The organism is Accumulibacter sp. (assembly GCF_016789985.1).
In the GTDB taxonomy this organism is placed as follows: Bacteria; Pseudomonadota; Gammaproteobacteria; order Burkholderiales; family Rhodocyclaceae; genus Accumulibacter.
Genome location: NZ_JAEUOL010000045.1, coordinates 17,216 through 30,593, shown reverse-complemented (window position 1 = coordinate 30,593; position 13,378 = coordinate 17,216). Strand labels below are relative to the sequence as shown.

Below are 13,378 nucleotides of genomic sequence, written 5' to 3'. Positions count from 1 at the left end.
CCAGACCCGCGGGTAGACCTGCATCAGGCCGACCGCGCCAACGCCCGACTGGATCACCTGCACCTTGCCTTTCCGGCGCACGAACTGGCGCCAGCAGCTTTCCTGCCACGCCGTGGCGAGCACCAGGTTGCGGTAGAGGGTGTGGTACTCATCGGCCAGGGCATGACCCTCACTCGCCCGCTGATTCAGTGTGGCCTCGGCCGTGCGCTGTAACAGGCTGTGCATCTCGGGTAGATAGGCGTTCAGATCGCTGCTCGTCGGCAACCAGTTGTTCAGGCGCCTGGCGAGCGCCGCCGTCTCGGGGTCGAAGGGTGCGGCCAGCGACAATGGTGCAGCAAACGCCGCGGGTAGCAGCCAGCCCCGGGGATCGATCGGCCACGGCAAACCACTGGCACCGAGTAGCCGGCTTCGCTCGGCGGGCGGCAGCGGAGCCCCGAAACCGAACAGCGAGCGCAGTTCGGGATCCAGGGCAAGATCATAGGCCAGCGGGTCGCCGGCCTTCTCAGACAGGAGCAGACGTGCGAGTTCGCGCAAGGCATCCGGCGTGATCCGGACACCGAGCGCATCGCCCAGCCTCTGTGCCGCCCCGAGTGCGTCACCCGCCTTGAGAAAGGCCTGGAACTGTCGGGCGACCTGCGCATCTACCTCCCTGCTCAAATCCCTGATCAGCGGCGCGAGGCGATCCCAACTGAGCAGAAAGAGTTCGCGTAGCGGGTCCGGGACCGCAGCTTCGCGTGCCAGCAGCGCAACGCCGTCGTGGCGGCCGCTGAGCAGGACAAACAGGAACTCCTGACGCTGTCCGCCATCCCTCGCTTCGCCGGCGGAGCGCTTGACCACCTGGGTCAGGAAGGCGTCCCACAGATCGGCAGACTCGAGCTTCGAGATCGGTGCCGGTGGCCGCCGCGCATCGATCGGCGGTCTGCCTTTGCGCAGCATGTCGCCCAGCATTTCCCAGGGCTGCGCAGCGGTGTCGCGCGCCTGACCCGGGGTCACCAGACCTGCGAGCAGCAGGAACAGCAGCGGCAGAAATGCCTTCATGGCGGAGTCCTCGAGGAGAGCAATTGCACGGGCAACGGCGCGGAAAGTATCGCTGCCCAGCGAAACAGGCGTCAAGCGGGGCGCGCGGTGAGGTGGCCTGGACTACTCACGCGGCCAGAACCACGCCGGCCAGGGTCGCTGGCGGTGTCTATGAACGGCCAGCAATCAGACGACGCGCCAGCCAGTCGCTGACCGCCAGGCCGGTACCGAAATCCCACGCCTTGAGCTTCTCGGGAGCGATCAGCCGGAACTCGGCGAGTTCCTCGTTGAGGCTGATCTCGCCATGCGCCAGCACATGGTAGGCAATGATCACTTCGTGCTTGCGAGCGAAGGGGTAGACACCGATCAGCGTCACGGCATCGATCGCCAGACCCAGCTCTTCCCTGACTTCGCGCGCCACGCCGGCAGCGGGATCTTCATTGCCTTCGAGGAAGCCGCTGATCAGCCCGAAGGCGCCGGCGGCCCAGGCGTGATTGCGTGCCAGCAGGATGCGACCATCGTACTCGACCAGTGCCGCCAGCACCGGCGCCGGATTGTCCCAATGAACGAAACCGCAACCGTTCCGACAGGCCAGGCGGGGGCGCCCGTCCAGATCGATGGTTGCCAACCCTGCCGCACAACGCGGGCAGAAACGCCAGTCGCTCATGCTGGCCGATCGGCCAGCTCGCGGATGTCGGCCAGCAGGCGGTCGACGGTTTCCGGTGCCGTATCCCAGCCACACATCAGACGCGCCCCACCCGCACCGATGAAATTGTAGAACAACCACCCGCGCTCGCGCAGGCCCGCGTCGACCGGTTCCGGCAACTGCACGAAAACAGCGTTTGCCTGCACCGGGAAAAGCGCCGGCCAGCCGGTGATTTCGGCCAGTCCGGCGGCCAGCCGCCTGGCCATCGCGTTGGCGTGTGCCGCGTGCCGCAACCAGGCGCCGTCATCGAGGATGCCCAGCCACGGCGCGGACAGAAAACGCATCTTCGAAGCCAGTTGCCCCGCCTGCTTGCAGCGATAGGCAAAATCCTCCGACAGGCGGCGGTCGAAGAAAAGCACCGCCTCACCCACCGGCAAGCCCATCTTGGTACCGCCAAAGCAGAGAACGTCCACCCCGGTGCGCCAGGTCACGTCGGCCGGACTGACGCCGAGGCTGGCGACGGCATTGGCAAAGCGGGCGCCATCCATGTGCACGCGCAGCCCGAGCTGGCGCGCCGTGTCGGCAATCGCGCGCAGTTCGTCCGGCCGGTACACCGTGCCAACTTCGGTCGCCTGGGTCAACGTCACCACCTTGGGTTTCGGATAGTGGATGTCGCTGCGCCGCGTGACCGCTTCGGCGATCGTCTGCGGGGTCAACTTGCCCTGCTCGCCGCCAACCGCCAGCAGCTTGGCCCCGTTGGAAAAGAACTCGGGTGCGCCGCATTCATCGGTCTCGACATGCGCCAACTGGTGGCAAATGACGCTGTGGTAGGGCTGACAGAGTGCGGCGAGGGCCAGGGAGTTCGCCGCCGTACCGTTGAAAACGAAATATACGTCGCAGTCGGTCTCGAACAATTGCCGCAGCCGATCGGCGACACGCAACGTCCACAGGTCGTCACCATACGAGCGGACATGACCGTCGTTGGCCGCCAGCAGGGCGCTGAGCGCTTCCGGGCAGATGCCGGCGTAGTTGTCACTGGCGAAATGCTGCATCGTTCCGGCCGCAGCGTCTCAGGAGTGCAGCCGCTGTTCGACCCAGGCCCTGACCGAAGCCAGCGCTACCGGCAACTGGGCCGCATCGCTGCCGCCGGCCTGCGCCATGTCCGGACGGCCACCGCCCTTGCCTCCGACCTGGCGGGCGACCATATTGACCAGCTCGCCGGCCTTGACCTTGCCGGTCAGGTCGGCGGTCACCCCGGCAATCAGGGTCACCTTGCCGTCGCTGGTCGAGGCGAGCACGATGGCCGCACTGCGCAGCCTGTTGCGCAGTTTGTCGATCGTCGAACGCAGCGTGTTGACATCGGCCCCCTCCATGACCGCCGCCAGGACGCGCGCTCCATCGACCTCGACCGCCTGAGCCAGCAGGTCGTCACCCTGGGTCGACGCCAGCTTCGCCTTGAGGCGTGCCAGTTCACGCTCGAGCGAGCGCACATTGTCGAGGACCTGGGCCAGTTTGGCCGGTACTTCGGCCGGTGCCGCCTTGAACACGGCGGCCGCTTCGCCGAGCAGCGCCTGTTGCTGCTGCACGAGCGCCAGAGCCGCATCCCCGGTCACCGCCTCGACCCGTCTGACGCCGGCCGCCACCCCGCTCTCGGCAACGATCTTGAACAGGCCGATGTCGCCGCTTCGCCTGACATGCACTCCACCACAGAGTTCCTTTGACGAACCGATGGTCATCACCCGGACTTCGTCGCCATATTTCTCGCCAAACAGCATCATTGCGCCCGAGTGCCTGGCCTCCTCGATCGGCATGACGCAGGACTCGCTCGCCGCATTGGCCAGGATCTCGTTATTGACCAGCACTTCGACCCGGCGAATTTGCTCGGCGGTCATCGGTGCATGGTGGGCGAAGTCGAAACGGGTCTTCTCGGCATCGACCAGCGAACCTTTCTGCTGCACATGCGCGCCGAGCACCTCGCGCAGTGCCTTGTGCATCAGGTGTGTCGCCGAATGGTTGCGCACGGTGCGCGCCCGTGCCAGCACGTCCACGCGTCCGGCGACGCGGTCACCGACACTGAGCAGGCCGGTACGGACGACGCCCTGATGACCGAAAACGGCTGCCTGGATCTTCTGCGTGTCCTCGACGGCAAAGATCCCCTGCGTCCCCTGCAGCACGCCGCAATCGCCGACCTGCCCGCCCGACTCGGCATAGAACGGTGTTTCGTCGAGCACCACGACGCCAAGCTCGCCTTCGCCGAGTTGATCGACCGGACTGCCGTCGCGATACAGGGCGAGGACCTTGCCGTCATATTCGAGTGCCTCGTAACCGCGAAAGCCGGTTTCCGGCCCGCTGTACTCGAGGGCGGCGGTCATCCTGAACTTGCCGGCGGCACGTGCCTGCTCCTTCTGCTGCGCCATCGCGGCTTCGAAAGCGGCGACGTCCACGCCGACACCACGCTCGCGGCAGACATCGGCGGTCAGGTCGAGCGGAAAACCGAAGGTGTCGTGCAACTTGAACGCCGTCCGGCCATCGAAGACACCCTTGCCCCCCATACCCGCCAGTTCGCTTTCGAGGATGCTCATGCCGTGCTCGATGGTTTCGAAGAAACGGTTTTCTTCCTGCCGCAGCACGTCGCTGACGCGCGCCTCGTTGCTCGCCAGTTCGGGATAGGCGGCGCCCATTTCGGCCACCAGATCGGGCACCATGCGGTGGAAGAAGGCGGTCCGCGCGCCGAGTTTGTAACCATGCCGGATGGCGCGCCGGATGATGCGCCGCAGGACGTAGCCGCGCCCCTCGTTGCCGGGAATGACGCCATCGGAAATCAGGAACGAGCAGGCGCGAATGTGATCGGCGAGCACGCGCAGCGACGGGCTGCCCATGTCGGCCGACGAGGTCTCACGAGCGGCGGCAGCGATCAGGCGAACGAAGAGGTCGATCTCGTAGTTGCTGTGCACGTGCTGCAGGACGGCAGCCGTCCGTTCCAGCCCCATGCCGGTGTCGACCGATGGCTTGGGCAGCAGATGCATGACACCGGCCTCGTCGCGGTTGAACTGCATGAAGACATTGTTCCAGATCTCGATATAGCGGTCGCCATCCTCGTCGGGTGATCCGGGCGGTCCGCCGGGAATTCCCTCGCCATGGTCGTAGAAGATTTCGCTGCACGGTCCACAGGGCCCGGTATCACCCATCATCCAGAAGTTGTCCGAGGCGTAGCGCGCACCCTTGTTGTCGCCGATGCGCACCACCCGCTCGGCCGGCACACCGATCTCGCGCGTCCAGATAGCGTAGGCTTCGTCATCCTCGGCATAAACCGTGACCCACAGCCGATCGGGCGGCAAGCGGTATACCTCGACCAGCAGTTCCCAGGCGTAACGGATGGCATCCAGCTTGAAGTAGTCGCCGAACGAGAAGTTGCCGAGCATCTCGAAGAAGGTGTGGTGACGAGCGGTGTAGCCGACGTTCTCGAGGTCGTTGTGCTTGCCGCCGGCGCGCACGCACTTCTGCGACGTCGTCGCACGCAGGTAGGGACGTTTGTCGAAACCGAGAAAAACGTCCTTGAACTGGTTCATGCCGGCGTTGGTAAACAACAGTGTCGGATCGTCATGCGGCACCAGCGAACTCGAGGCGACGATCTGGTGGCCTTTGGATTCGAAGAACTTCAGGAACTTATCGCGGATTTCAGCGCTTTTCATCGTGGTTCGTACCGGGTCGGGCTCGTTCAGGGAGCTGCGATTCTAACTTGAAAGTCGCTGCGGCGACCGCTTTCACAGTCCCTGCTCCCTGCCTGCCAGACTAGGGGAGCACCTGCAGAACGGCCGGCGCGAAGTTCAGTCGCCGCGTTTCGACGATCCTCGCCTGCTCCACCCTGCCCTCGACGATCTCGTAGCCCAACAGTGCGAAAACGCGGCCGCGCACGAAAAGGGGCCGCGAGTTACCATACCAGTCGACGCACGAAGCGAGACAGCCATCGTTCTCGTTGCCGGCCGGCGGGCGACCGTCGAGCGTGCCCGGTTCGCTCAGCGACAGTCCCCGATCGCGCAGGAAGAGGGCGGCCGTCGACGGGCTGCGCAACTGGCGCCCGGCACCGCGTCCTGGCGCACGTACCGGCCGACCGTTACCGGCAAGCGCGACAGGCGGATGCTGGTGAACTGCAGATCCCGGCGATCGCGACCGACTACCAGCGCGTTGCCGCCCAGGGCTGCGAGGCGATCGACCGAATGCGACAAGGGCAATTCGTAGACCTCGCCCTGCGCATAATGCACCGCATCGACCCGGGACTCCGGCACGCTCGGCGGTGTGTGCCAGCCACTGTCGCCGCCCTAGCGCAGGAAGGCGCCGACATAGCGATTCTGCACGGCGAGTCCGGCCGCCTTCGGCAATCGGCGGTAGGCAGCAGCCGGCGCGGAGTCGCGTCCATCGGAGAAGCTGGCGAACGGCACGCGCAACAGGGCGAGATCACCGGCCTCGCCTTCCGCCGCCCACCTGCCATCACCGCCTCCATTGGTGTGCAGCAATACGTTCAGCATGCCGCTCGCGTCCTGGTGGAACGAGAACTGATCGAGCGGACGACCAAGCGTCTTCAGCACACTCGGTGGCGAGCCGTCGAGCGGAATGCGGAAGATCGCGGATACCGGTGCAGCGGCCGGCACGCCGCGTTGCGGCGTGGTGGTCCACACGAACACCGCGTCCGGCGAGACAGAAAAGACGCGCCCCGACGGACCGAGCACGGCGCTGCTCTGGCAGTCGATCTCCGGCTGTGCCAGCTCGCAGATGGTGACACTGTGCAGTGCGACACCGGCGAAGGGGTCGAGCAACTCGTCGCCGCGATAGATGCGCGTCGCCGGTGCGATCCGCCTGAAGTCTTCCGGCAGCGCCCCTGGCCGCCAGCGGCGCAGACCGGGAATGCCGCGTAGGGATCGCCCCACGGATCGAGCGCATGCGACGAATAGAACATCAGCTTGCTGCCGATCAGTCGGCTGGCGTAGTTGCGCGACGAATGGTAGTCGTTCGAGCGTAGGCGACAACTGGCCGGATAGGCCAGTTGTCCGCTGTGCGAGATGTCGAAGACACCGACCTCGGTGCCGCCGCGCGCGTAACTGTAGCCGATGACGACGATCGTGCTGCCGGAGATCAGCATTTCGTCGTACCACGCGCCGCGCAGATCAATGTCCTTGCCCCAGGCATTGATCGGCGACACCGGTCGCAGCTCGTTGTCGCCGATCCGGATGAAGAACAGGCGCCCGCGCCGCAGGATGACCAGATGTTCGCCGTGCAGTTTGACGATGCCGCCCTCGTCCACACCGGCATGCTGAACGTTGGTGACCGACTCGACGCTGGCCGTCCCGGCTTCCTTGGCGACCGCCGCCGACGACCAGCGGGCAGGGCGGCCGCCTTGGTCGACGCCGATGCCGCGGTCTGGTCTGCACGCTGTTCGTCGCGCCGCCGCCTGGCCTCGTCGGCCCAGCGCCTGAAGACACTCGCCAGTTCGTCTTCGCTGACGAAAGCGCTGAGCGCCCTGCGCAGCGACGTCGGGGCCACGTCTCCAGCGGTCGATGCCGACGCGACACTGCTGATGGCCAGTGCAGAGACCAGGCCGCAATTGATGAGAGTCCGATACATGGCGGTCCTTTCGCAGAGAGTTCAGGACGACAAACGCGCGCTATCGGGACACGGGGTCAAAGCAGGCCGCCGCGCGCGAACAGGTACCGTTCCGTGTGGACGGCCTGCTCGGTCGGTGGCGAGCAGCGACAACGTCGCGCGCAAGCACGAAGATGCTTCGGGCGCCGCAGCGCCGCAACTCGATACCGGCAAAATCAGCGGAGAGCGATGCGCTGAAACCGGAAAGCGTTCCTGACGCGATTACCGGTTGTCGAGGCGATTGTAGTCCAGCAAGCCGGCGCTTACCGGCGCCTGTTCCAGGTGCGCCGCCTGTAACTCGTCGCTGTATTGCCAGAAGCGGGGATCGGTACGACGAACGACGTAGCGGTCGGCCAGCGCCCGATAATCGCCCTCTGACGACAGTCCGGCAATCGCGCCGGACAGTGCGCGGACTTCCGATCGCCTGACCCGGTAGATGGCGTTCGGGTAGGCGCCGATCAAACCCTTGGCGAGCGTCAGGGTGTTCTCTGCGGGCAGCAGTTCCCTGCCTTCCCGCAGCAGGCTGGAGACGTTGCTGTGGCCGGTGTTGCGCAACAGTGTGAAATAGCGCGATGCACGACCCGCCTCGTCGATGCGCAGATGGACCAGTTCCGGCATCCAGGACAGCGCCGCGCCACGCAGCGCCGCGAGTGCCGCCAGATCTGCCTGCAGGGCGGCATCGCCCAGTCCCGAAATCTCATGACGATGGTCTAGAACCGGCGCCAGACGTTGCTTGAGCAACCCGTAGAGTTCGAGCTGCGGGTCACCGGTCCGGAAACGGATGCCACTGTCGGCGTCCAGGCGTGCCAGACTGCCGTAGACGTGATTCCTGACTTCCTCGCTGGCTCCCCGATACCAGTAGTCACGCACTGCCTTGCGTTGGTCGAGCGGCAGCAGCGTGAGGAAATTGAACTCGCCCTCCATGCGCAGGAAATCCATGTACAAACGTGACAACAACTGGTGGCCGACATTGCCATAGACGTCGAAGCCGGCAACCAACAGGTAATGAATCCGCTCCAGCAGAGGATAGCCGATCACCCAGGCAGTCTTTGGGGGCTCGCCGACCAGCCCCTTGACCACCGAAGCACTGTCGAAGTGGCGGAACACGGTCAGAGCGGCATTCGGATTACGACCCTCGCCATTCCAGATCGACTCCAGGTCGGGGAGACGACGCTCGGCAGCATAGCGCGCGAGGAAAGCGGACTTGTCCTGCAGATATCGGTCCTCTTTCCGGGCATAGTCACGCCATGGTCCGAAGATTCCCGCGTCACTGCCCCGGGCCGACGGCAATTCAAGCAGGCTTGCCTCGCCGTCGATGAACTCGTCGGCCATCTGTCGGGAACCATCGTTGGCCAGAAAGAAGACCCAGAAGCGGTCGGCAATCACGTTCAAGGCAACCTGGCCACGACAGACCGGACCCTTGATGAAACCCATGATGGTGAACTCCGCCTCGTCCAGCATGAACTGGTAACGCGACCTGACCGGCAAGGCGCGAAACGCGACAAAGGGATTGGCGCCCACTTCAAGAGTGTACGGCGGCAGCTCGTCAACCCGATAGTCGGATTGCAGGAACAGCTCGCGCCAGCGCTTCATGCGCTTTTCACCCAGCGCATAAGGCAGGTGCGTCTTGTCTACGATCGTCTCGCGCTCCGGTATGAATCGGTAGTACACCCGCTCGACACCCGGGTCGTCATAGGGTCGCCGGCTGACAACAAGCTCGATTGGCTGACCGGGTGGCGTACGCGATCTGACCAGGCGGAAAAAGTGATGCTGCGGATCGGAATCGAAGTGGAAATGGGCGAGGAAAAGGTGCTCGAAGATGTAGCGACTGACCAGTTGCTCCTTGCGCGATTCCCCGTTGAGAAAACGCTCCCAGTCGGCCACCTGTTGCAGGAGCTGTGGCGGCAACGGGGGCAGTCCTTCGAAAGGCGCGCCCTGCTCCAGCCAGGTAATCAGGGTGGCCATTTCCGCGGGGTTCAGACCCGGCAGACCGAAGGGCATTCCCCAGAGAGGATTGCGGTCGGCGAAGCGCTCATACTCTTCCAGCCGCGGGCACTGTTGCGCACGGTCGAGCGAGAAGTCGAAGGTTGGCGGCAGAACGGCGGTCGGCGGCAGGGGGTGATTCTGCTTGAGTTGCAGAGCGCGGAAAACCAGGCTTCCGGAGAGATTCGCCGGGATGCTCGGGTCGCGTTCATTGAGCACCGGGAAGAAGCCCTTCTGGCGCCACTCCGGGGCTTTCTCGGCGTCGGTGAACAGACGCGTCGGCTGTGCCTCGTCCAGGCGGCTGCCGTCGTACACCAGTTCCTTGCTGGCGCCGCGTGCGACCCCCTGCCAGGCACCCAGTTTGAGCTGGCACGGCGCATCATAACAGGCATGGCAAACCACGCATCGCCGCTCGAGGATCGGCTGCACATCGGCACGGTAAGAGAGCGAACCGGCCGGCGCGCGCGGGCTAGCGAAGCGTTCCGGATCGGGGCGACCATACTGTTCATCGAGCGTCAGCCGGGTAAGCGCGGCACAGCCACTTAACAGCGTGATCAAGAGCAGTAGAGAGGTCTTGTTGATGGCCATGCAGAAATCCTGGCAAGGCGCCGCGGCATCGACGCCGGGCGATGGTTGGCGAGACCGCAAGCATACCCAAGTGAGCCACACCTGGGTATGCCAGGCGCCACCCACCACACGGTCCCCGCTTCCAGCCCGCGTTTAATGCACGTCCGTTCGCAGTTTCCACGATAATAGCGGGTACTTGAGCAAACCGGCCCTGCCGGATACGAGCGACCTCCGCTCCCTGAACCGACGGCCACGCCGAACAATGGACCCTGAACTGCTTGACTCCAATCTGGTGTTCGCCAAGACCGCCGCCGGCGAAGAGGCCATGCTGCAACGAACGCGCGTCGTCCAGAGAAACGTGCGCATGGTCCTCATTCTCGTAGACGGCAACGCCACCGTAGCCGAGTTATGCGACAAGACCGGCAATACCCAGCTCACCCAGAACGCCTTGCTGGAGCTGGAGGGCGATGGCTTCGTCGAACGCCGGGTCGAAACCGGATCGGTCTGGCGCCACGGCAAGCAAGCGCCAAAGAAAAAGACGGTGAGCACCCCGCAGCCGGTTTCCGAATTCTCCACCTTCGGCGAAAGGCTCGAAGCCCCCCCTGCCGGCTCCGGCTTCTCGCACAGCCTGGCAACGCAGATCGTTGCCCCGCCTGACGAGCACACAGGCAGGCAGGCGCAGACTCCGAGCACCCTGACTCCGACTCCTCTCGCCCCCGGCACGTCGACACCAGGACCCTGGCCAAGCCGTCCGGGATACCGCACGCCGGTTGCGGCGAGCCCCGCAACCCAGCCACCTGCCACCCCGGACGACGAGCAGGGGGGAAAGGGGGGGCTGCCCGCTCGCCTGCGGCGGCTGTTCGGCTTCGGCGGGACAGCGGATCAGCCAGACATCAAGAGACTGCGCCCGGGACGTCGGCGCTGGTCGTTGACCTGGACCTCGACAGCCGCACTGGGCATCCTGCTGATCAGCGCCGTATTGTCGCTGATCGCGCTGTTCTTTCCCTACACCGATTATCTCCCCCAGGTCGAGGCCGCACTGGCACAAAGCACCGGCCAACCGGCCAAGGTGGGCAGCATGCGGGTGAGCGTCTATCCCAAGCCTGGCCTGTTGCTGCTCGATCTTCATCTGGGTGACTCGACTGACGGGATCCAGATTGGCACCCTTCGCCTGCAGCCCGAGATCAGCACCCTGCTCTCGCCGCGAATCATTTTCCGCCAGGCCGAGCTGCATGATGTCCGGCTGTCGGCAGGAACCGTGGCGGGCCTTTCGAGGATGCTGGAGTCGACGGCCCGCCAATCGGCCCGGGCGGGCGTCCTGCAAGTCTCGGTGGTTGACGCCACGTTCTCGTTCGCCGAACTGGCGCTTGATGACCTGGGCGGAGAATTCGCACTCAGCGCCGACCACCAGCTCGAAACCGTCGTGCTGCGCTCACGCAACAAGAGCCTGCAGCTTGACCTCAAACCGACCGCCAGGGGACTTGCCGTGCGCCTCGAGGGGCTTGCCTGGCGGCCGGCGCAGGATTCGCCGTATATCTTTGACTCGCTGGACCTGCAAGGTGAGATCATCGCATCGGAATTCGTGATCGACACCGTGGAGGCGCGCATCTTCGACGGTCTGGTGCGCGCTGCAACCCTGTTGCGCTCTGGCGGCAAGGCCGCGATGGCGGGCGAACTCCGCTTCGAGCGAATCAATGCGCGAAAACTGAGCGAAGCTCTGGGACTGGGCAACCGACTGGAAGGCGAAGCCAAGGGCAAATTGAGTTTTTCGGCAAGCGCCGATACCTGGCCGGAACTGCTCTCCCGACTACAGGGCTACGGCAGTTTCACGATCCACCGTGGCCAGCTCGGCGGCCTTGATTTACCCGAGGCGGTGCGCCGCGTCTCCACGGACCCCCAGATCCTGGGCGGCGCGACCCGTTTCGAGGAGCTGTCGGGCACCATCACCCTGACACCGACGGTTTACCGCTTCTCCCGGCTTGCCCTGAGCGCCGGTCTGATGCAGTCCAGCGGCCACATCGAAGTGGACCGTGACCTGCAGTTGCATGGCCGGATGGACGTCGCGATGCGTGGGCGGGCCGACCAGAAGGCGATGCCGATCACGATCAGCGGCACCCTCGAGTCGCCGCTGACACAAACCGCCGGTCGCTGACCAGGCAGCGCCGGAGCAGCACTAGACAACGGCAACTGCTGCGATGGCCTCCGCCACGTAATCGACGTTGTGCGTGTTCAGTGCTGCCAGGCAGATGCGGCCGCTACTGACGGCGTAGATACCGAACTCGTCGCGCAGTCGGTCCACCTGTGCGACGTTCAATCCGGTGTAAGAGAACATTCCGCGCTGTCGTGTAACGAAGGAAAAGTCGACACCGACCGCCTTGGCCTGTAGCCGATCGAGCAGCGAAACGCGCATGCTGCGGATACGCTGACGCATCTGCAGCAGCTCTTCTTCCCAAGTCTGCCGCAGCTCCGGGCTGGCCAGGACGGCGGCCACCACCGCCCCGCCATGGGTTGGCGGATTTGAGTAGTTGGTACGCACCAGGCGCTTGATCTGCGACAGGACGCGCGCCGATTCATCCCGGCTGGCGGTAACCACCGACAAGGCGCCGACCCTCTCGCCGTAGAGCGAGAAGGACTTCGAGAACGAACTGGCAACCAGGCAGGACTGCCCGGAAGCGCTGAACAGACGGACGGCCAGCGCATCCTCGCTGATCCCGTCGGCAAAGCCTTGATAGGCGATGTCGATGAACGGCACCAGCCCGCGTCCACCGACGATGTCGATCACTTCGGCCCACTGCGCCGCGTCGAGATCCGCCCCGGTCGGATTGTGACAGCAAGCGTGCAGGACGACGATCGACCCGGCCGGCAAGGCGCTCAATCCCGCCTTCATGGCGGCGAAATCGACGCCACGCGTGGTTGCATCATAGTAGGGGTAGGACTCCACCCGAAAGCCGGCGAATTCAAACAATGCGCGGTGGTTCTCCCAGCTCGGGTCGCTGATGAAAACGGTGGCTTCCGGCAACAGCCGTCGCAGGTAGTCGGCACCGACCTTGAGCGCGCCGGTACCTCCCAGTGCCTCGATGGTCAACACGCGGCCCTCGGCGAGCAAGGCCGAAGTCTCGCCGAACAGCAGCTTCTGTACCGCCACGTTGTAGGCGGGCAGGCCATCGATCGGCTGATAGCCACGCGGCGGCATCGCTTCCAGACGAGCCTTCTCGGCCAGTTTGACCGCCGTCAGCAGGGGCACCTTGCCGTCATCATCGAGATAGACGCCGACGCCCAGGTTGACCTTGGTGGATCGGGTATCGGTGTTGAACGACTCGGTGAGGCCGAGGATGGGATCGCGTGGAGCCATTTCCACGGCAGCAAAGATTGAAGCGGTCATCGGTTGTCATCCTGTGTTGATCGGTAAGGACGCTGTTCCTCTTGCGGAGGGACATGCAAGGCATGCCGACACCGGCTGCCAGAGCAGCCCGCATGGGTTTCCGCGCAAGGCAGTCGCCTGTTATTCGCGGCGGTTGCCGGGCGCGA

9 protein-coding genes and 2 pseudogenes are annotated in these 13,378 nt (G+C 64.8%); 1 reads left to right on the top strand and 10 read right to left on the bottom strand.

Going from position 1 to position 13,378, the window contains the following annotated elements; all coding sequences use genetic code 11:
* The 9 genes and pseudogenes from JNK99_RS02555 to JNK99_RS02515 form a co-directional block, all read right to left on the bottom strand.
* Positions 1-1,038 (bottom strand): annotated as a pseudogene (locus tag JNK99_RS02555) (hypothetical protein); the annotation flags it as partial.
* Positions 1,039-1,186: 148 nt separating this feature from the next.
* The gene (locus tag JNK99_RS02550) at positions 1,187-1,684 is read right to left on the bottom strand and encodes an NUDIX domain-containing protein (RefSeq protein ID WP_291848193.1); all 498 of its coding nucleotides are present in this window, start codon (positions 1,682-1,684) and stop codon (positions 1,187-1,189) included.
* A complete protein-coding gene (locus tag JNK99_RS02545) occupies positions 1,681-2,715 on the bottom strand; it encodes a low specificity L-threonine aldolase (protein WP_291848191.1) in 1,035 nt (344 codons plus the stop codon). The genes JNK99_RS02550 and JNK99_RS02545 overlap by 4 nt, the downstream gene beginning before the upstream one ends.
* Positions 2,716-2,733: 18 nt before the next feature.
* Complete coding sequence (gene alaS, locus JNK99_RS02540) at positions 2,734-5,355, bottom strand: alanine--tRNA ligase (protein WP_291848189.1); 2,622 nt, start codon at positions 5,353-5,355, stop codon at positions 2,734-2,736.
* 100 nt (positions 5,356-5,455) lie between these two features.
* Complete coding sequence (locus JNK99_RS02535) at positions 5,456-5,734, bottom strand: hypothetical protein (protein ID WP_291848187.1); 279 nt, start codon at positions 5,732-5,734, stop codon at positions 5,456-5,458.
* Positions 5,680-5,949 carry a hypothetical protein gene (locus JNK99_RS02530; protein ID WP_291848186.1) on the bottom strand — a complete coding sequence of 90 codons (270 nt, stop codon included), beginning with the start codon at positions 5,947-5,949 and terminating at the stop codon, positions 5,680-5,682. The genes JNK99_RS02535 and JNK99_RS02530 overlap by 55 nt, the downstream gene beginning before the upstream one ends.
* Before the next feature lie 33 nt (positions 5,950-5,982).
* Positions 5,983-6,588, bottom strand: coding sequence for a hypothetical protein (locus JNK99_RS02525; protein WP_291848195.1), 606 nt, complete (start codon positions 6,586-6,588; stop codon positions 5,983-5,985).
* A gap of 74 nt (positions 6,589-6,662) precedes the next feature.
* Positions 6,663-6,962 (bottom strand): annotated as a pseudogene (locus tag JNK99_RS02520) (hypothetical protein); the annotation flags it as partial.
* 560 nt (positions 6,963-7,522) lie between these two features.
* Complete coding sequence (locus JNK99_RS02515; RefSeq protein ID WP_291848184.1) at positions 7,523-9,871, bottom strand: fatty acid cis/trans isomerase; 2,349 nt, start codon at positions 9,869-9,871, stop codon at positions 7,523-7,525.
* Between the two features lie 241 nt (positions 9,872-10,112).
* Here JNK99_RS02515 and JNK99_RS02510 point away from each other — a divergent pair, with 241 nt between their 5' ends.
* Positions 10,113-12,002: an AsmA-like C-terminal region-containing protein gene (locus JNK99_RS02510; RefSeq protein WP_291848181.1), complete on the top strand. Its 1,890-nt coding sequence runs from the start codon at positions 10,113-10,115 to the stop codon at positions 12,000-12,002.
* Between the two features lie 21 nt (positions 12,003-12,023).
* Here the strand turns inward: JNK99_RS02510 and JNK99_RS02505 are convergent, their stop codons facing one another.
* Positions 12,024-13,232, bottom strand: a complete 1,209-nt coding sequence (locus JNK99_RS02505) for an amino acid aminotransferase (RefSeq protein WP_291848178.1) — start codon at positions 13,230-13,232, stop codon at positions 12,024-12,026.
* Positions 13,233-13,378 lie beyond the last annotated feature (146 nt).

What these genes read in the sequence shown, in the direction of transcription:
- JNK99_RS02550 (WP_291848193.1), bottom strand. Translation starts at nt 1,684, where the DNA reads ATGAGCGACTGGCGTTTCTGCCCGCGTTGTGCGGCAGGGTTGGCAACC.
- JNK99_RS02510 (WP_291848181.1), top strand. Translation starts at nt 10,113, where the DNA reads ATGGACCCTGAACTGCTTGACTCCAATCTGGTGTTCGCCAAGACCGCC.
- JNK99_RS02515 (WP_291848184.1), bottom strand. Translation starts at nt 9,871, where the DNA reads ATGGCCATCAACAAGACCTCTCTACTGCTCTTGATCACGCTGTTAAGT.
- alaS (WP_291848189.1), bottom strand. Translation starts at nt 5,355, where the DNA reads ATGAAAAGCGCTGAAATCCGCGATAAGTTCCTGAAGTTCTTCGAATCC.
- JNK99_RS02545 (WP_291848191.1), bottom strand. Translation starts at nt 2,715, where the DNA reads ATGCAGCATTTCGCCAGTGACAACTACGCCGGCATCTGCCCGGAAGCG.
- JNK99_RS02505 (WP_291848178.1), bottom strand. Translation starts at nt 13,232, where the DNA reads ATGACCGCTTCAATCTTTGCTGCCGTGGAAATGGCTCCACGCGATCCC.